General features: G+C 39.7%; 18 protein-coding genes. 5 read left to right on the forward strand and 13 right to left on the reverse strand.

The window, feature by feature from the left end; all coding sequences use genetic code 11:
* The 4 genes from mutM to rpmB all read right to left on the reverse strand — a co-directional run bounded on the left by mutM (position 1) and on the right by rpmB (position 2147).
* A complete protein-coding gene (gene mutM, locus ACLKML_RS11260; protein ID WP_413285401.1) occupies positions 1 to 816 on the reverse strand; it encodes a bifunctional DNA-formamidopyrimidine glycosylase/DNA-(apurinic or apyrimidinic site) lyase in 816 nt (271 codons plus the stop codon).
* A gap of 157 nt (positions 817 to 973) precedes the next feature.
* On the reverse strand, positions 974 to 1450 hold the full coding sequence (locus tag ACLKML_RS11265) for a hypothetical protein (RefSeq protein WP_413285402.1): 477 nt from the start codon (positions 1448 to 1450) through the stop codon (positions 974 to 976).
* Between the two features lie 279 nt (positions 1451 to 1729).
* A complete protein-coding gene (gene rpmG / locus ACLKML_RS11270) occupies positions 1730 to 1897 on the reverse strand; it encodes a 50S ribosomal protein L33 (protein WP_317716538.1) in 168 nt (55 codons plus the stop codon).
* 13 nt (positions 1898 to 1910) lie between these two features.
* A complete protein-coding gene (gene rpmB / locus ACLKML_RS11275) occupies positions 1911 to 2147 on the reverse strand; it encodes a 50S ribosomal protein L28 (protein WP_004728407.1) in 237 nt (78 codons plus the stop codon).
* A gap of 438 nt (positions 2148 to 2585) precedes the next feature.
* On the opposite strand from rpmB, the gene hldE reads away from it, so the two are divergent.
* Entirely contained in the window at positions 2586 to 4022 is a 1437-nt protein-coding gene (gene hldE, locus ACLKML_RS11280) for a bifunctional D-glycero-beta-D-manno-heptose-7-phosphate kinase/D-glycero-beta-D-manno-heptose 1-phosphate adenylyltransferase HldE (protein ID WP_413285403.1), read from the forward strand.
* An 86-nt stretch (positions 4023 to 4108) separates the two neighbouring features.
* Here the strand turns inward: hldE and radC are convergent, their stop codons facing one another.
* Complete coding sequence (radC, locus tag ACLKML_RS11285) at positions 4109 to 4753, reverse strand: RadC family protein (RefSeq protein ID WP_413285404.1); 645 nt, start codon at positions 4751 to 4753, stop codon at positions 4109 to 4111.
* Between the two features lie 408 nt (positions 4754 to 5161).
* Here radC and coaBC point away from each other — a divergent pair, with 408 nt between their 5' ends.
* The 3 genes from coaBC to lpxL all read left to right on the forward strand — a co-directional run bounded on the left by coaBC (position 5162) and on the right by lpxL (position 8216).
* Positions 5162 to 6364, forward strand: a complete 1203-nt coding sequence (gene coaBC / locus ACLKML_RS11290; protein WP_413285405.1) for a bifunctional phosphopantothenoylcysteine decarboxylase/phosphopantothenate--cysteine ligase CoaBC — start codon at positions 5162 to 5164, stop codon at positions 6362 to 6364.
* 259 nt (positions 6365 to 6623) lie between these two features.
* Entirely contained in the window at positions 6624 to 7214 is a 591-nt protein-coding gene (gene slmA / locus ACLKML_RS11295) for a nucleoid occlusion factor SlmA (RefSeq protein WP_413285406.1), read from the forward strand.
* Positions 7215 to 7271: 57 nt separating this feature from the next.
* Positions 7272 to 8216 carry an LpxL/LpxP family Kdo(2)-lipid IV(A) lauroyl/palmitoleoyl acyltransferase gene (lpxL, locus tag ACLKML_RS11300; protein WP_413285407.1) on the forward strand — a complete coding sequence of 315 codons (945 nt, stop codon included), beginning with the start codon at positions 7272 to 7274 and terminating at the stop codon, positions 8214 to 8216.
* 136 nt (positions 8217 to 8352) lie between these two features.
* Here lpxL and pyrE read toward each other — a convergent pair whose 3' ends face one another.
* Both pyrE and rph read right to left on the reverse strand, forming a co-directional pair.
* Entirely contained in the window at positions 8353 to 8994 is a 642-nt protein-coding gene (pyrE, locus tag ACLKML_RS11305) for an orotate phosphoribosyltransferase (RefSeq protein ID WP_317716531.1), read from the reverse strand.
* A 141-nt stretch (positions 8995 to 9135) separates the two neighbouring features.
* Positions 9136 to 9852: a ribonuclease PH gene (gene rph / locus ACLKML_RS11310; protein ID WP_317716530.1), complete on the reverse strand. Its 717-nt coding sequence runs from the start codon at positions 9850 to 9852 to the stop codon at positions 9136 to 9138.
* A gap of 255 nt (positions 9853 to 10107) precedes the next feature.
* Between rph and ACLKML_RS11315 the strand changes: the two genes are divergently transcribed.
* A complete protein-coding gene (locus tag ACLKML_RS11315) occupies positions 10108 to 10974 on the forward strand; it encodes a YicC/YloC family endoribonuclease (protein WP_413285408.1) in 867 nt (288 codons plus the stop codon).
* Between the two features lie 378 nt (positions 10975 to 11352).
* Here ACLKML_RS11315 and ACLKML_RS11320 read toward each other — a convergent pair whose 3' ends face one another.
* The 6 genes from ACLKML_RS11320 to ACLKML_RS11345 form a co-directional block, all read right to left on the reverse strand.
* Entirely contained in the window at positions 11353 to 12696 is a 1344-nt protein-coding gene (locus tag ACLKML_RS11320; RefSeq protein ID WP_413285409.1) for a type II toxin-antitoxin system HipA family toxin, read from the reverse strand.
* Positions 12686 to 12976, reverse strand: a complete 291-nt coding sequence (locus ACLKML_RS11325; protein ID WP_413285410.1) for a helix-turn-helix domain-containing protein — start codon at positions 12974 to 12976, stop codon at positions 12686 to 12688. Before ACLKML_RS11325 ends, ACLKML_RS11320 begins: the two co-directional genes overlap by 11 nt.
* A gap of 592 nt (positions 12977 to 13568) precedes the next feature.
* Entirely contained in the window at positions 13569 to 15803 is a 2235-nt protein-coding gene (locus tag ACLKML_RS11330; RefSeq protein WP_413285411.1) for a heparinase II/III family protein, read from the reverse strand.
* A 3-nt stretch (positions 15804 to 15806) separates the two neighbouring features.
* A complete protein-coding gene (locus ACLKML_RS11335) occupies positions 15807 to 16355 on the reverse strand; it encodes an acyltransferase (protein ID WP_413285412.1) in 549 nt (182 codons plus the stop codon).
* Between the two features lie 157 nt (positions 16356 to 16512).
* Positions 16513 to 17697, reverse strand: a complete 1185-nt coding sequence (uxuA, locus tag ACLKML_RS11340; RefSeq protein ID WP_413285413.1) for a mannonate dehydratase — start codon at positions 17695 to 17697, stop codon at positions 16513 to 16515.
* A gap of 91 nt (positions 17698 to 17788) precedes the next feature.
* Entirely contained in the window at positions 17789 to 19561 is a 1773-nt protein-coding gene (locus ACLKML_RS11345) for a sodium:solute symporter family transporter (protein WP_413285414.1), read from the reverse strand.
* Between the last annotated feature and the right edge of the window lie 511 nt (positions 19562 to 20072).

The following is a 20072-nucleotide window of genomic DNA, read 5'->3' on the forward strand; positions in this document are numbered from 1 at the left end:
TTACTGTTCCGGCTGACAAGTTAAACAAAAATAACTATTTCGTTGTCCTATTTTCAACTGGTGAATTCTTTCACCACAGATAGGACAACCTTCATTTGCTTTACCGTAAACTCTAAGTTCTTGAGCAAAATAACCCGGCTTACCATCCGCTTGATTAAAATCTTTAAGCGTTGTACCCCCCTGCTCTATGGCCGTAGCGAGTACTTGCTTAATTTGTTGAACCAACTCTTGCCATTGCTCAAGCTGCAAAGTACCTGCCGGTGTTAAAGGGTGTATTTTTGCTAAAAATAAAGCTTCATTAGCATAAATATTCCCAACACCAACCACGGTTTTGTTATCCATAATAAACTGCTTTATTGCCACTCGCTTTTTATCCGCTTTTTGCACAATATAATCAGCGTGGAAATCCTCTTCTAGCGGTTCTGGGCCTAAATTTTTAAACAGCGTATGCTCTTGATCTCTATCTTGCCATAACCAAGCACCAAAACGTCGTGGATCATTATAACGAAGCAGCGTTCCATCAGTTAACACCAGATCAACGTGATCATGCTTTTTCACTGGATGATTTTCTTTTAATACTCGTAGAGAACCGGACATACCTAAATGAACAATAATGCTGCCTTTTTCTGTTTTTAAAAGCAGGTATTTTGCTCTACGTCGAATAGTTAAAATAACTTGCCCACTAAGTTGACTTAATTCTTCAGGAATCATCCATCGTAACTTAGGTTGGCGAATAACAATATGCTTGATGGTTTTGCCAGAAAGGTGTGGCGTAATGCCCATTCGGCTAACTTCAACTTCTGGTAGTTCAGGCATAGTGAATTTTACTCCGTGAGATTAGTTTGTATTACGTACTATCTATTTTTATTACGTACTATCTATGTTTATTACGCGCTATCTGTGTTTATTCATCATCTTTCTTGGTTATTTCTATTCCGTACTTAGAAATGCAGTCAATAGAGATAACGAATCGCTAATTTGAGATTGGAAATAAGTAGCTTTCATCAACTGAAACAGCTATCCAATGCTGTTGCCAACCTTTCATTAACCAAAAATTAGGTGTTTGATAGTAAGTGACTCTTTGCGGTTCTTCCGTATCTAGATACCATACTTCTAGTGTATTCGCTTTAGGTAATTGAGCTTTAAGTTGCGAAAATGTATCACTATCAATCTGTGTACCCGCAAGCGCGTGCCAACGTTGCACAAGTTCTAAAGCCGAAATGGTGAGTTTTTTATTCGCCACCCAATCGGTTGCATCTCTTTGGATAGAAAGTCGCGAAAAATGCATTTCGTTGATATCAGCTTCAGGATTAAGCACATAAGGATAGGTTGTTTGCTCCGGTTGCATAAAGTTTTCTTTAATAATCGTCGGCAGATTAAGAATTAACATAAACGCGATAACAGCAAAAATAAGAACATTGTTCCAACCGCGACGGGAGATTTTTTTCATGCAGTAGTACCTTAGCACTGGAGTAATTAAACTGAGGACTAATCTAACAAGGAATGACTGAAACTGCTAGGTTGTCGGTTAAGGAGCAGAAAAGAAGAAGTAAGAAGTAAGAAGTAAGAAGTAAGAAGTAAGAAGTAAGAAGTAAGAAGTAAGAAGTAAGAAGTAAGAAGTATAATAGCGATAAAGGTTATCGAATCAAATAAAGCTTAATCAAAATACCTATTTAGAAAACAAAAAACCCAGCTATTTAAGCTGGGTTTTTATTGAAACTGTCATCAATTACTTGATTTTTGCTTCTTTGTACATAACGTGCTTGCGAACTACAGGATCAAATTTCTTGATCTCAAATTTACTTGGCATGTTACGCTTGTTTTTATCAGTGGTATAGAAATGTCCTGTACCAGCAGATGAAACAAGTTTAATCTTTTCACGAATGCCTTTAGCCATCGTTCAATTCCTCTTAAACGTTCTCGCCACGAGCACGAATATCAACAAGAACAGCATCAATGCCTTTCTTATCAATAATACGCATACCCTTAGCAGTTAGACGTAGTTTAACAAAGCGTTTTTCGCTCTCTACCCAGAAACGATGCGTTTGTAGGTTCGGCAGAAAACGACGCTTAGTAGCATTTCGTGCGTGTGAACGGTTATTACCCGTTACTGGACGCTTACCAGTTACTTGGCATACTCGGGACATTAAAGTCTCTCCAAAATCGTTTCAGCTCGATATCAACCTTGGTGGCCGAACCTCTCTATCTACTCAATAAGTAAAAACGATTACCTACTCAATAAGTAAAAACTACTACTAAATAGTACGACTACTAAATAAGTAAAGATTTGAGGTTAAAAACCGCTATGGAAACCCATACAAGGCTATCAAAGGTCGCGCATTATACTAACTTGACGTACATTGCTCAAGACCTGAATAGATCCTTTTACAAGATTTCGTGATCTTTTTTTGAGCAGAGCTGATTAGTGTTCAAAAAATAGTGCGCGAATAATAGCAGAAAATTTGAAAAAGATAAGTGTTTTTTTGATTTTACAGAAATAAGATAGAATTTGATGCTTATGGCAAGTTTAGCGCGCAACTGGCTTATGCTAAACTTCCTTCCAGTCATCATTTTTGGAATATTGTATGAAACCTATTTTGCCTGAATATAACCAATCGAATGTTTTAGTTATTGGCGATGTTATGCTCGATCGTTATTGGTATGGTCCAACTGGACGTATTTCACCAGAAGCGCCAGTGCCAATAGTCAAAGTAGACAACAATGAAGAGCGTCCCGGAGGAGCAGCCAACGTTGCAATGAATATTGCTTCTTTACGCGGTAACGCTCACATCATCGGCTTAACAGGTGACGATGAACCGGCAAAAGTTTTATCCGATACTTTACATAGCCTTAATATTGATTGTGATTTTGTCACTCTTCCACAATATCCAACGATAACCAAATTACGCATAATCAGCCGAGGACAACAACTCATTCGGTTAGATTTCGAAGAAAAATTTAAAGATGTCGATCCGCAGTTAATTTTATCCCGTATTGATGCCGTACTGCCTAAAATGAATGCGATTATTTTATCTGACTATGCTAAAGGCGCATTGGAGCACGCTCAATTAATTATTCAAAAAGCACGAGCAGCCAATATTCCAGTATTCATTGACCCTAAAGAAGTCGATTTTGAACGCTACCGAGGTGCAACGCTATTAACACCTAACATGGCTGAATTTGAGTTAAAGGTCGGAAAAGTTCATTCCGATGAAGAGCTGGTCGAAAAAGGGTTAGCGTTAGTCGAAGAATTCGATTTAGAAGCGTTACTTGTTACACGTGGTGAACACGGTATGACCTTATTGCGTAAAGATTGCGAACCACTGCATCTTCCTACCGAAGCAAAAGAAGTGTATGACGTAACAGGAGCTGGTGATACTGTGATTTCAGTATTGGCAGCTTCTGTTGCTGCAGGAAAACCGTTAGATGAAGCGTGTGCTCTCGCTAATGCAGCTGCTGGTGTCGTGGTTGGGAAACTGGGCACGTCAACCTTATCCGAAATTGAATTAGCCGAAGCCATTCATGGCAGTCAAGATACAGATTTTGGTGTAATTGCTGAAGACGCACTAGTCGAAGCCGTAAAAAAAGCCAAAGCCAAAGGCGAAACCGTCGTGATGACCAACGGCTGTTTTGATATTTTGCATGCGGGCCATGTCTCTTATCTAAATCAAGCTGCAAAACTGGGTGACCGCTTAATTGTTGCTGTTAATACCGATGAGTCGGTTCGAGGTTTAAAGGGTCCAGGACGTCCTGTTAATCCAACCAACCGACGCATGGCAGTATTAGCAGCTTTGGGTTCAGTTGATTGGGTTGTCCCTTTTAGTGAAGAAACGCCGCAACGTTTAATCTCAGAAGTATTACCTTCAATGCTGGTTAAAGGTGGCGATTATAAGCCAGAACAAATTGCAGGTGGCACCGAAGTTATCGCAGCCGGCGGTAAAGTACGCGTTCTAAACTTTGAAGATGGCTGTTCAACGACAGAAATAATTGAAGCGATAAAATCAGGCAGTAAGTCGCGTTAATCTCGTGACTGACAACAGTGCTGAGTAAAAAGTACGCCTGTAAGAAATAGTAAAGCCTAACTCTAATATCGAGTGAATAGCGTTATTCACTCGATATAGCAAGTACAGCAGGTGACCAATAAACGTATATCGACTAAAGCCAACCCATCTGCAATTCTGCCGGTTATATTTTTATCTGCCGAGCTTGGTTCAGTAAGGCCGGAAGGATGATTATGCGCTACGATAATCGCAGTAGCATTATGAAACAACGCCCGCTTTACCACTTCACGAGGGTAAACCGACGCAGAATCAATGGTGCCTTCAAATAATATCTCATCGGTAATAATATGATGCTGGCTATCTAAATAAAGAATAAGAAAAACTTCTCTTTCCTTATCTCTCAATCGACTGGACAAGTACATCTTAGTGTCTTGTGGGCTAGAAATAGCCTCACCTTTACTGATGGTTTCTGCAAGGTAACGTTTAGACATTTCTAACACCGCTTGTAGCTGAACAAATTTGGCTTGGCCTAAACCTTTATGGTGGCAAAATTCATCTTGATTACAACTGAATAGTTTTCGCAACGAACCAAAATCAGCAAGAAGATAGTCGGCAAGCTCTATCACGTTCATACCTTTAATACCCGTTCTGAGGAAAATCGCCAACAACTCCGCATCCGATAAAGAATTAGGGCCGCGACAAAGTAATTTTTCTCTTGGGCGAGATTCCATTGGTATTCGTTTTATATTCATCTCTGCTCCTTTATGATTATGTTGTACGCCGACTTCATCATCTGCTAACTAAATAACCAGCCAGATAACTTAAGTAAATAGATAACAGATAACTTGTTGTGTGGGTACATCAAGCGCTCAATATGCGAGTGAGATAGAGAAACATGGTACTTATCCTCATTCATTCAAGTCCTGTTTTAACCAAACAGCTCTGTTTCCTCTCTGATTCTTCTATATTTAAGCTTTTATTTATATGACTTATGCCATTTCTCGTTTCATACAGAATAAATTATTGACCAAGAAAAAAGCCATTTAACAGAACATCAGTTGCCGCTGATAGAACCATTCTGTGTTAGCAGTGTTTCGCCTCGATACAGAGGATTTTTCAAATTTTTATGATATGGTTTACCGATCAAATGGAGAATTAACATGCAATCTTTAGCTGGAAGAAAAATCCTTCTCGGAATCAGTGGCGGTATTGCTGCCTATAAATGTGCCGAATTAACAAGACGCTTAACCGAACGTGGTGCCGATGTTCGAGTGGTCATGACCAAAGCAGCACAAGAATTTATTACCCCTTTAACTATGCAAGCTGTATCTGGCAATCCAGTATCCAGCAGCTTACTTGACCCAGCAGCAGAAGCGTCAATGGGACATATTGAATTAGGCAAATGGGCAGATTTAGTGTTACTCGCCCCTGCTACAGCGGATTTAATTGCTCGAGTAGCGGCTGGAATGGGTAACGACCTAGTTTCTACTCTTGTGCTTGCAACGGATGCTCCGGTCGTTGTTGCTCCGGCAATGAACCAGCAAATGTATGCCAACCTTGCAACTCAAGAAAACATTGCGACCTTGAAAAAAAGATCGGTTCATATTTGGGGGCCTGCTGCCGGCGAACAAGCTTGTGGCGATGTAGGATACGGAAGAATGCTCGAGCCAATGCAAATAGTTGAGCGTTGCGAAGTGTTTTTTCAACCTAAGTCTCTTGAAGGGAAATCGGTCCTGATAACCGCTGGCCCTACTCGTGAAGCCATTGATCCTGTACGCTTTATTTCTAATCACAGCTCAGGAAAAATGGGTTATGCGCTTGCTCGAGCAGCGTCTTTATTAGGGGCAAAAGTAACACTGGTAAGCGGGCCTGTTGCGCTCGATACGCCCAATAATGTACAAAAAATCAGTGTCGAAAGTGCTGAGAATATGCATCAACAAGTTATGGCCAATGCTGAAAGCCATGATATTTTCATTGCCTGTGCCGCGGTAGCAGATTATCGACCTGTTCATGTCGCTGATCAGAAAATCAAAAAAACAGATAAGACCGATGAAATGACGATAAGCATGACAAAGAACCCAGATATTGTTGCTAGCGTAGCTCAATTAAAAAACAATCGTCCTTTTACCGTTGGTTTTGCTGCTGAAACTCAAGACGTAGAAGCCTATGCACGAGCAAAATTGAGCAGAAAAAATCTTGATTTAATTTGTGCAAACGATGTATCCATCCAAGGGCAAGGGTTTAATTCTAATGATAATGCATTAACTCTTTTTTGGCCTGAAGGTGAACAACAGCTGCCTTTAAACTCAAAAGAACAACTTGCCACAGAAATTCTATTAAGAATTAACGCGTTAATGAGCTAGGTTTTCACCAAGATAAATATTTTAAACAAATTGGCGATAACCACAGTAGATTTGGCCATTAAGGTGAGTAATAATAACTAAGCAGTCCGTAGTAAGCACCAACTTCAGCAATGTTGGTGCTTAAATCAAGTCTATTCAACGAAAGATTACAGCGGTAAAAATACACCAAATAATATAACGCCACTGATAATCACCATGTTACGGAATAACAGATAAACATTTCAACCAATAACATGGAATAAGATAAGGAATCGGATCCATGACAGGAACCAGAAAATCCAATCGAAGAGAAGAAATTCTGCAAGCTTTAGCTCATATGTTAGAAACGGCAGATGGCGCATCAAGAATAACCACCGCTAAATTAGCCAAACAAGTTGGGGTTTCTGAAGCGGCTCTCTATCGACATTTCCCGAGTAAAGCTCGAATGTTTGAAGGATTAATCGAGTTTATTGAAGATTCTCTCATGTCTAGAATCAACCGAATTTTAAACGATGAAAAAGATACCTTACAGCGAATAAGATTGGTTCTACAATTGATTTTAGTCTTTGCCGAAAGGAATCCCGGCTTAACAAGAATAATGTCAGGTCACGCATTAATGTTTGAGAACGAGCGACTTCGCAGCCGTATTAATCAATTATATGAAAGAATAGAAGCGCAATTAAGACAGATTTTACGTGAACGCCAGATAAGAGAAAATAAATCGTTTCCAGTATCTGAATCGATTTTAGCAGCTCAATTACTCGGACAAGTCGAAGGTAGTTTGAATCGTTTTGTTCGGTCGGATTTTAAATATCAACCTACTGAAAATTTTGAAGAGTATTGGGCGCTACTCAGTGCACAACTTCAGTGAACACCTAGAAGTAATAGAAAAAGAGACGCTGAATAATGAAAACAGAAAGAGGCAACAATGAGTAAGAGTATTGAACCCAAATTTACTTGGTCACTCATACAACCTAAATATTGGTTGGTGTGGGTAAATTTTGGTCTATTAGCTGTTTTTGTTAATTTATTGCCTTACAAAGCTCTATACTTTTTAGGAACCAAGCTAGGCCAAATAAGCATGAGATTTGGTAAAGCTCGAGTTAAAGTAGCGACAAGAAACCTAGAACTCGCTTTTCCTGATAAATCCGCCAAAGCAATCGAACATTTTGTTGAAGAAAATTTCAGAAACACAGGGTTAGCTCTAATTGAAACAGGGATCAGTTGGTTTTGGCCTACATGGCGGTTTAAACGATTATTGATTGCTGGTGACTTCAGCGAAATGCAGCAACTAGAACAAGCAAAAAAAGGGGTTCTGTTGTGCTGCGCCCATGCACTTAATCTGGAAATCACAGCCCGAGCCTTTGCTGTACTAGGCGTTGGGGGTTACGGCGTTTATCGACCACATAATAACCCTGCCTATAACTTTATCCAATATCATGGCAGAAGCCACAATGGTAATAAGCTGGTAGACAGAAAAGATGTAAAAGGCATGATTCGTATCTTAAAAAATGGCCAGCGCCTTTTCTATTTACCCGATCATGACTATGGTCGGAATAAATCGGTTTTCGTTCCTTTTTTTGCCGTTAAAGATGCTTGTACCACCACAGGAACCAGTATTCTAGCCTACACCAGCCATTGTGCCATTATCACTGGATCTGGATTTAGAAACGCAGATGGTAAATACCAAATACAAGTTGAACCGTCCATTCACGACATCTATCCGAAAAAAGATGCCAAAGCCGCTGCTGCCTTCATGAATAAACAAATCGAAAAGATAATAATGAAAGCACCAGATCAGTGGATGTGGTTACATAAACGCTTTAAAACAATGGAAGATGAGTCGGTAACGCGTGGTATTCGATATAAGTAGTGTCTGGTATTAGATATAAATAGTGTCTGGTATTAGATATAAATAGAACTGGGCTCTGGTTTGCCTAATTCTATTTATATCCGGTTCTATTTATATCCGGTTTTATTTCTACTTAGCTAAATGATAAGAAGGGGCTTTAAACACCGTACAGAGCTTTGTACTCTTTGACTTTTTGTAGATGTTCCGAACTCATTCCCTTCTCTTCGAGATAAGAAATAAGGTCCGAAAGGCTAACAATAGACACAATCTGACATTGGAAATCGCGTTCAACTTCCTGAATAGCAGAAAGCTCTCCTTTGCCTTTTTCTTGTCTATCAATCGCTACTAGCACACCTGCCAATTCTGCCCCATTAGACTGGATAATTTCCATTGATTCACGAATAGCGGTGCCTGCAGTAATCACGTCATCCACCAACATGATTCGACCCTCTAGAGCACTACCAACCAAGTTGCCACCTTCGCCATGATCTTTGGCTTCTTTACGATTAAAACTATAGGGCGTATCAACATCATGGTGATCCGCTAGGGCAACAGCAGTTGTGGTAGCAATAGGAATGCCTTTATAAGCAGGACCAAATAACACATCATAAGCGATACCTGAATCCATCAGTGCAGCGGCATAAAAACGACCTAAGCGAGCGAGATCTCTACCTGTATTAAATAAACCTGCATTAAAAAAGTACGGGCTAATACGCCCAGATTTTAGTGTGAATTGTCCAAACTTCAGAACTTCTTTTTCTAGCGCAAATTCAATAAATTCACGTTGGTATGCTTTCATTATTTTCCCCTAAAATAAAAGGTGGTTTTTATCCTACACTCGCTAGAAAGCTCATTGCTTACCCTCGACACTTTACGGTAACCAATGAGCCTATAAAACGTTTCTTGTTAACTTATAGCCGCTCGTCAACGGACAAAGTTATTAGTCCACTAACGCGGCTTTTTGCACTTCAATAATATCGGCAATACCTTGTTTCGCTAAGGCCAATAAATCCATGAGTTCATCATGCGAGAAGGGTTCACCTTCTGCTGTCCCTTGGATTTCTATCATTTTGCCTTCTTCTGTCATCACAACATTCATATCGGTATCTGCTGCAGAGTCTTCCACATATTCAAGGTCACATAAAGCTTCACCGTTCACAATACCAACAGAAACGGCTGCAACATGGCCTTTCATAGGGTTTTGTTTAAGTTTTCCTTTACTGACCAAATGCTCAAACGCATCCGCCATTGCAACACTCGCACCAGAAATAGAAGCCGTTCTTGTTCCGCCATCCGCTTGAATAACATCACAATCGACCGTCACCATAAATTCACCCATACCTTCTAAATCAACTACAGCACGTAAACTACGAGCAATAAGACGCTGAATTTCCATTGTGCGTCCGCCTTGCTTACCGCTAGACGCTTCACGACGGTTACGAGTGTGGGTGGCTCTTGGCAACATACCATACTCAGCGGTTACCCAACCTCGACCTTGACCTTTTAACCAACGCGGCACATTTTCTTCTACTGTGGCATTGCACAGAACTTTAGTATTACCAAATTCAACTAAGACAGAGCCTTCAGCATACGCCGTATAATTACGAGTCATTTTAATTGGACGAACTTGTACCGCACTTCTATCGTTTGGACGCATGGAACATTACCTGTTATCTATGAATTTTAATTGGGCGCGATTATAGCGGAAATAACCATCAGTTCCTAGACAGCACAATGTTACAAAGCATAATGATGCTAATTGATGCGACAATAAGATAACGATAAGCAACTAACCTTAAGTTTTGAACTAAATTCAAACCTTGAGTTAAATTGAAAAATAGAGATAAAGGTCATTTCCATGCTAACATCTTGCAAAATTTAATGATGCATCTCGACCATTAAGGAAATATCAATGATCTACAGCATGACGGCATACGCTCGCAAAGAAGTAAAAGGCGAATGGGGAAGCGCAGTATGGGAAATTCGCAGCGTAAACCAACGCTATTTGGAAACCTACTTTCGCCTACCTGAACAATTTCGTGGTTTAGAACCAATTTTACGTGAGCGCTTTCGTAAACGTCTTGCTCGAGGGAAAGTCGAATGTCATTTACGTTTCGAAGCTAACCCGGCAGCAAAAGGTGAACTCGCTATTAATGAGTCACTAGCCAAACAAGTGATAAACGCAGCCAATCAAATTTCATCACTTGTGGGTGAAAGCAATCGAATTAATCCATTTCAAGTAATGCAATGGCCAGGTGTTATGGAAACATCTGAACAAGATATGGATTCAATAAACAAAGCACTATTGAATGCTTTCGATGAAGGGGTCAAAGAGTTTATTGAAGCCCGTGGTCGTGAAGGCGAAAACATGAAAAACCTTATCACCACTCGTCTTGATGCGATTACCGAAGAAGCGATTAAAGTGCGATCTCGCATGCCAGAAATTTTAGAATGGCAACGAGAACGATTGGTTAAGAAATTCGAAGAAGCAAAAATAGAGTTGGAAGCCACACGCGTAGAACAAGAGCTAATCTTGCTTGCGCAAAAAGTAGATGTAGCTGAAGAGATTGATCGCCTAGATTCTCACGTAAAAGAAACCTTTAATATTTTGAATAAAGGTGGAGCATGTGGTCGTAAGCTTGACTTTATGATGCAAGAGTTTAATCGCGAAGCTAATACCTTAGCATCTAAATCAATCAGCACCGACATCACCGCGTCAGGCGTTGAACTTAAAGTATTAATTGAACAAATGCGAGAGCAGATCCAGAACATTGAATAACAGCTAAAATTGTATTCTTCCGTTATAAAATAATTAAAATACAACAAGTTACCTTAAAATTACTTCCACCACCGTATTGCTTAATACGCTATTAACCACCACCAACTGGTGGTTAATATGGTGGGTAAAACAATTCTGAAAGCTTGCAATAATTTTACCAAAAATTACTTTTGTAAATAACTAATAAAAAATATATAGCCAGCACAGGCTTGTTATGCTTATTACTTTATGCAAACGAAGCAAGCGTTCATTTTGATACTTCATGGTTTCCATAATTATTCCTGATGATTAGTTAATCCAGGAAGATGAAATATACCTGTATCTATTTAGCTTATTGGCTAGATGAATATGTTGAAGTATTCGCCTAATATGGCGTTCCTAGATAAGTAGAGCTGCGTTCTCTTGTTTTCGCTGGGCGAGTGTCTCTACAATTGCTAGTACAGTTGTTTTACTAACCGCTTGTTGTGTTGCCAGAGATGCAAAGTTATCAATCGCATCAACCACTTCTTGAATACATTGTTGGGCCCCTTTCCAATTAGCAAAACCTGCACTTGCTGCCAACTTTTGCATTACTTTGAGTGGGGGCGCCTTTCCATGCCCTGCAAAGGCTGTTGCATGCTCATTAAAGGGATGAGGACTAAATGTAACGTCGTAAAAAGGGGCGAGTTGCCAGTTACCATCATCGCTTTGTAAAAAGCCCCAGTTTTTACTGTGGTCATCCTGATTTGCAGCAAATAAATTAAAGATCGCGCGACGAAACTGGAGTTGACCTGCCGCAGGAGACTTACACAGCTGACGACTGGCTTTAATAAGGTCACTATAATCTAGGCTAGGGGTTCGAAAGTCTGCATCTAATAAGCCGCAAGCACTATGCATATGCAAACGCCCTGCATGATGTTCACCATCGGCTTTATTTGCCTGTAACCCTTGTTCTTTGGGTAAATAGTCAAAACGTTTAAGTGCTAGCCAAGCCTTGGCACCACTACTTGGTGGTGCATCAATTAACTGCCAAACTGGTGGCTGACATTTTGCCTGCTCAGCCATTTTCAGATACACGGCTTCACACAAACCTTCTTCATGGCCCAATGCTAAGTTCTTCGAAGTAAATTTAACTAACCATGCTTCATCGCCAGGCTGTGCATAGGTTCGGCATTGCGTCACGTCGCCAGCAGGCATATAAATTTGCGCTTTAGGTCGAGCACCGCCGGAGCTACCGACGGCTACCAAGGTTGCTAAAACTTGTTGGGTCTTACCATCTAACTCTTCAGATAAAGATTGATCAAACAAGGTTTGCGCTTCTAGCCCAAGTGTTGCTATATCAATATTTTGATGTTGTTCAGGTAAAAACGCTGATACAGGCGTAAAAGACAATGCCCCCATTCCTTGCTGGCCAACAAAAGCCAGTCTATCCATTGCTGTTACTTGCGCTGGTAAAATTCCTTGTTGGCGAAACACACGATCTTGCAACAACAACCCCCAACCATCGGGAAGGCTATCACCAAATACGCCGTGAATTCCTTGGTGAGGTTCTTTCGGTGCTTGCTGTAATCGCGCATCACCTTGAAGCGTAAAAGGGGATAAGTTGCCAAACTTGCTTAGATAACTTTCATCGTACTGAAAGAAAACACCTTGGCGGTTTTGCGCTAATATACCCACCGATACCGTTTCGCCCGTTGTGAGAGTGCGCTCTACATTCAACTTTTGAATGGATTTAAAGCTCATCTTTAAGCACCTCTTCTATACTGGTCGGTAGAGCAGCACGGTCAGCAACTGTTTTTGTCAATTGATAAAGCCTGTCTAGTGAGTCCAGCGACTGCCACAAAAGCAGCAACTGACGAAATGAAATTTGCCCGGTGAGTTCAAACTTTTTTATGGTTGAAGCAGGTACACAACTACGCTGGGCCAATGCCTCTCGCGATAGCTTCTCTTGTTTGCGTAAGCCCCGCAGATGAGTAGCAAAAGCTTGGCTTACATCGGTATCATCTAAAAGTGAAAAGTTCATACGCAGCCTTAGTGGTTACAATAGTGTCTATTATAGCGTTATTTTTTTATTTATAGATACTATAACACCCATAAAGATCTGGATAACTATCACGTAACTGGAGAAGGAAACTCAAAGCTGATACTTTGCGTCAGGCAAGAGGTTGAGTTAAGGTAATTCATAGCCTAATAGGCTCGCACCTAGGAAGTGGACCACTGGTGGTTAAATTGGTGGTCAACAATTAAAAATGAAGCCAAAATTAACCGCATCCAGTTGATTTTTAATGAGTTTAATATTTTAACCCATATTCAGATCCAAAATATTGAATAGTTTTTATAAGTGACAACTTATTTCGATAAAATGATAAGCCACTAATTATAGTGGCTTTTTAATTACCATTATATTTAAGGTATTTAGATTCCAAGTACTACTCACACTATAGTTTGTTTTAAGATATCTTCACGATCTACAACAAATAAGAAATCCATCTATATGATGGTCTACAGATTGTAACTTTATTGGTGACAACCTGTAGACTTAGTAAGTCAGAAAGACTCTCACTTATTTATCTTGAACACTCTGCCCGTGGCTTTAACATAATCTGGTGATGGCTTTAAACATAATTTGTCAAAAAGGATTGTGTTCCTTCTTTTATAATTAACTGCTCATCATTATGTTTCATTACAATACCTTCTCCTGCCAAGTATTGACAATCAATCGGACTATTTACACAAGTTAATACCACATGGTGCTGTGTATTGGATTTAATTTGCCACTCTATATGCTTAACGTCTCTTTGCGCATCCGATTCAATTTCACCGTAATAACCGTCGGCATCATTCACTTCACTCACCAGCTCTGGTAAGTTGGCATTATTAGAGAGCATTTCTATTTGGTATAGTGTTTTACAGGATGGACTCTGTATCGAATGATCACCAAACATGGTGTGAACTTGCTTGCCAAGTATGATTTTTAAAGGAGTATGTAACCGCCACTGTAATGGTGCGGCCTCGTTTAAGGTTATTTGGTCATACACAACTAAGCCTTTGTCTACTACATGAACCAATACTCGAGTATAGTTTTCACAGCCATCGTAAGCGTTAGTGAGGTCTAATATCACACCGTTAAAACACTCACCTTCGATATGATCAAGTACTGATGCTGTCGCCTTAGGACAATCAAGCCTTTGACCTAATCCATTGATTAAAGGTAAGTTATGCGCAAGGGTTGTTCTGGTCCATTGACTATGATGACGACTACCAAAACGATACCCATAACTACCACTAGGAGTAAGTACATTGGTACCCGAATCGACAAATGCAAAGTTACCTTGATCTGCGTGCCTGTGTGAACTATTGCCAAATTGACTGGCGCGATAGTAAATAGAAGATGAACCTTTAGATAGTTTTCCCAGACCAGCATAGGAATAATAAATATTCTCTGGCCTACCTATTTTGTTTTGCTTAATATCATTTTGACGCTGTCTTTTTGCTACAAACTCTAATTGTGGGATAGTAGGAATAACATCGAGAAGATGTAACTTATAGCTCTCAATCTCCTCTTCAAGGGCTTTATCTAGTTCAATTGCTTGAGCATCACCGTAACGTTGTGCATAAATTCTTAATGGGTTTTGAGCAAAGAATCCCGGCCATTCTGTCCCTTCTCTTTGACACCAATAACCATCACCAAATGGATGAATACGTTCTTTTGTGGCAACAAAGTCCATCGCGAAGTTCACGTAATTTTTATAGAACGGATGTTCATAAAAAGAAAAACGACTGATCCTCTCAACGGAAAGGAAAAATGGATGATGCCATTTGCTATATGACGATGAGTAAAATGGTCCTTCAACCCAGCTGCCATCTTTCCCACCATAAAATGGTAGTACGCCACGATAAATCATTAGTGCGTAGTTCAACCAGCGTTCACATATATCACGGTCAAACTCTTTATGTAGTGCTAACGCAGCAATCCCTAAGTAAGCAGGTAGCCTTGATGTATGCGAATGTCCGGGAAATTGTTTGAACTGATCTTGCTCTAAACGTTGTTCCATTTGATAAGCGACGCGAATCAACATAGGTCGAACAAAAGATTGCTCTTCTTCAGTTAGAATAGGTCTTAACCAATGGTAGGCGAGATAAAGATTTCGAGCGATAGATAATCCGACTTCATCACCCCATGTACATGGACGCAACAATGAAGCTGGCCCTTCTGGGCTCCATTCACAGATGCGTAATAATATATCTCGAGCTCGATTACCGGCATCTACATCGCTCCAAATTTTATAAAGTAACGTCAATGCTATCAAATCACGATCTATCCAGTTTCGAACATTAGCAATAGCGGTACGCTTGCCTTCTTCTTGGCCTCGACGGTAATGAGTAGGATATTGAATAGAACCAATATCAATATTCGATACACTATTGATAAGCTTCTGCTTCGCTTGCTGGCTATTATCTTGAATATGTTGAATATCTTCATCAAAATACATCAAAAATTGATCTCTATTGGCACATTGGGCAAAGAGCGCTTGCGCTGTTGGTGCTAAATAGGAATCCGTATCTGATGTTATATCGAATTCAACCCATTCTGATACTTGCTGACTTTCTAGAGAGGTTACCCTCCAGCGATATTGACTTGGTTCTAACTCAAAATCGAGTAGAAGAGGCGACTGAACTGAATGCCAATCCCATTTTTTATCGGTGCCAACTTGTGTGAGTTCAACATTGTAGCAATGGGTATAGTCATCTTGAGGCCAATTGAAACAAGGTGGATTAACAATAGTGCTACCATTTTTAGGAGAGGTAAACACTTGAAAGTCATGTTCTCTTTGTAGTATCGATGTCAATTGTTAGTCCTCTTTATGCCAATGGTATTGACCCGTTTTCTCATCAATGTACCCAACCACTTTAGCTGGCGTCCCTGCAACAATACTAAAAGGCGCAACATCATGAGTTACGACAGTATTTGCACAAACTAAAGAACAACGTCCAATAGTGACTCCAGGTGTAACAACCACACCGGTTGTTAACCACACACCATTTTCGATGATGACTTTACCTTTATCTAAACTACTTCGACCACTGAAAGATTGCGTGATTGGGTCATAAACATGATTAGAAGCCACCATGGAAACATGCGGCCCAATCAAAACATCTTCTCCAATGCTTACATCACCGTTTATATAACTATATAAACCAACATAACTTCCACGACCGATTTGTTGATCACCAATTCGAATGATTACTCCAGGCGCGACTCTCACATTATCATTGGTGAAGCCTAATATTTTGGCTCGTGATTCATCGTCCTGTTTATTGTTGCTTTGATTGAGATATAAGGTGAATTTTCGAAACTCTTCGTCAGACAATTCACCGCCAAACTTTTTTTGCACCGACATACATTTACCTAAATCAATTTTAAAAGAGTGTTAACGCTCTTTGCTATATGAACTATTTCTGCATCTAAGCAATTTCTGCATCTAAACTTTTTCTGAATATAACTCATTACTACAGACAATCTATTGTTAGTATTGAAATAATTGCCACATGTCGAAATTATTGACTAAAAAACTGCTTCTTTAACGCATATTCAACACCACGGATTTCAGCTAAACCTTTCAATCGACCAATACAGGAATACCCCGGATTAGTGGTTTTATTTAGGTCGCTGACAATTTGATGACCATGATCAGGTCTCATTGGTATCAAATCTGGGGAGCCTTCAAGTTGCCGTTTATTTTCTTCTTGCAGAAGGGATAAAATAACTCCATACATATCAACATCACCGTCAAGATGAGCGGCTTCATGAAAACTGTTTTGCTCTTGCTCTCTTTTTGTAGAGCGTAAATGGGTGAAATAGACTCTATCTCCAAATGTGTTAATCATCTGAATTAAATCATTATCACCACGGACACCATAAGAACCTGTGCACATGGTAATCCCGTTCATTTTACTCGGGACTTGTTCAGTTAAATAGGTGATATCATCAATAGTTGATACGATTCTTGGCAATCCTAAAATAGCGCGCGGTGGATCATCGGGATGAATAGCAAGCTTAACGCCATACTGCTCACATATTGGCGTGATCTGTTTAAGGAAAAACACCAAATGTTCACGCAGCTTAGCTTTATCAATCTGGGCATATTTAGCCAGTTGACGACGAAATTCTTCTAAAGTGTACCCTTCTTCGGAGCCCGGTAGACCGGCAATAATATTGGCTGTCAATTGGTCAATATCGGACTGACACATAGATTCGAATCGAACCTTAGCTAGTTCAATATCCTGTTGAGAATATTCGTTTATTGCCTCTTCACGCTTTAATATACAAAGGTCAAAAGTAGCAAAATCAATATAGTCAAAACGCAATGCTTTTGACCCATCAGGTAATTCATACGCTAAATCAGTTCGAGTCCAATCTAAAACGGGCATAAAATTGTAGCAAACGGTATGTATTCCACACTTAGATAAATTAATGATGGATTGTTTATAGTTCTCAATCCATTGCATAAAGTTACCCGTTTGCGTTTTTATTTCTTCATGAACAGGTATGCTCTCGACAACGTCCCACGTTAAATCCTTACTTTCTATTAATCTTTTTCTCTCTAGAATGTCCGCTTCATTCCACACATCACCATTCTCTATTTGATGTAATGCGGTAACAATTCCAGTCGCACCTGCTTGGCGGATATCATTTAAAGTTACCGGATCGTTGGGACCATACCAGCGCCATGTTTGTTTCATGTTTTCTTCCCCAATAAAATAAATCAGTAATAAAATGACTAACCAATAGTCCCTATCAACTAAAGGTGAGCCACCGGCTCACCTTTAAAATTTAAAGGCTATAAGCTTTTAGTTCGGCATCTTTTAACTTACCTGCTCGCAATAGCAACCACGCAATAAAGCCGACCATCCCTGACATCAATACAAACAACATTCGACCCCACATAGGATTCGGTATGAATGTTAAAATAAGTAGTGCAGCACTAGTCGCCAATAACACACGTCCTAGCAGAACGTATTGTTGTCTATCGGCTTTGAAGCTATCTGGTGTTTCTTCAACAACAATAGGTGTAGATACATTGTTGAAGAACTCATTGATTTCTTTCGCTCGTTGACCTGTTGGCTCTTTATAGAACAGTTGAGTCAACAAGAAGAAACCACCAGTAATAATGATATGACCAGTAACACCCATGGTTATGGATTTCATCTCAGCAAATTCACGTTTTGATAGAGGCTCCGCTAAGTTGAACAAACTCTCGATCATAGGTGCATTGGTTGACGCGATAATCGCGGAAACACAAGCTCCAACGGCAATAGTGGCCCAACATGCCCAATCTGGTGTCTTTTTAATAAAGAAACAAAGTAGTGAAGGAATAAGCACTGGAAAGGCAACTAATGTACTTACCATCATCAATGCATCGAATAAACCAAAGTCTTTAAGCTTACTCATGAATAAGCCAGCAACAATGATTAGAAGACCAAACACAATTGTGGCAACTTTACTGGCAAACAAGATTGATTTATCTGATTTATCTTTTGCAAAATAAGGTTCGTAAACGTTCTTAATAAAAATACCCGCATTTCTATTAAGAGCCGAGTCCATTGATGACATTGTTGCTGCGAACATAGCTGACATCATAAGACCAACCATACCAACAGGCATTTCATTACGAACGAACACAAAATAAGTCGCATTAGAAATATCTTTGCCAAGAACATCCAGACCCCAAGTCGACATATCTGGGTAATAAGCCCCCACATACCAAGCAGGTAAGAACCAGATAAATGGACCAATTGCCATTAAGCAACAAGCAAGAATGGCGGCTTTACGTGCATTATTGGTATCTTTAGCCGCAATATATCGATAGGAATCAATCATATTGTTGGTACTAAAAAACTGTTTAACGAAAATACAGATAAACCAACCAACAAATAGGTAACCATAGCTATAACCGTCACCAACAAAACCTCGATCTGGTAAACCAGCTTCTAGAATTGGAGTAACCCCACCCGCTTTGGTAATTGCTACAATCGTTGCAATAAAGGTAACTACGGTAATAATGATCATTTGGATAAAATCTGAGGCAACAACTGCCCAGCTACCTCCAACTAACGACATAAATAACACTACGCCGCCCGCAGCAATAATGGTTGTTTCGATAGGGATATTGAAAACCGCACTGGCAAAAATAGCTAATGCGTTTAACCATAAAGAAGCTTGCAGTACGCTAGAAGGCACGGTTGCCCACGTAACCACTTGTTCACTCACACGTCCAAAACGTAAGCGAATCCCTTGGATTGGGCTAATTACTCGCATTTGTCGAGCTTTTGCCGCAAAGAATAGATAGTTACAGAAATAACCTAGAGCGTTAGCAAAAAAGATAACCACAATAGAAAGGCCAACATCGAGCGCTTTACCCATAACACCGGTAAATGTCATTGCACTCAACGCTTGTAGAAAAGCGGTTGAACCAACCATCCACCAGAGCATTTTACCGCCCCCACGAAAGTAATCACTGGTCGAAGAGGTCGCAGATCGAAACATCCACCCCACCACCATGAGGAACATGAAGTACCCCAACACTATATATATATCTATATTCATTATTTATCCCTTGTTTACGTAATTGTGCAAAAAGCAAACAGTTTGTACTCTGATATTTATATAGTGTCAAAATTGGCGAACCAATTGGTTGACCAGAATCACATAAATCAAACTATTGAGCATAAAATAGTTAAATAATACAAATTATAATTATTATTAATCCATAGTTAACAAATATTAAAAATCAATCACACATAGAATTAACATTATTAAAATCAATAAATAAGTGGCTTATTTAACGTTATAAGTCATTAGGTTAACTCGATTTAAAATAGTAATTTATACGACATATAAGCGACCATAAAATCAAACTTATTAAGGAGGGAATCTCAATTGGCGGGTTTAAATGTAGAAGGTATCGTGAATATTTTAAACAAGAAATACAGAGATGATAAAATTGGTCGGCCACCTATAAAAGTGTGACCGAATGAAAAAGTATAATACATTAAGACTATGGCCGATGATTCACCTAATCAAGCAAGTGAACATGCCAAGCACCGTAAATTGATAC

The organism is Vibrio sp. MA40-2, from assembly GCF_047302445.1.
Taxonomy (GTDB): domain Bacteria; phylum Pseudomonadota; class Gammaproteobacteria; order Enterobacterales; family Vibrionaceae; genus Vibrio.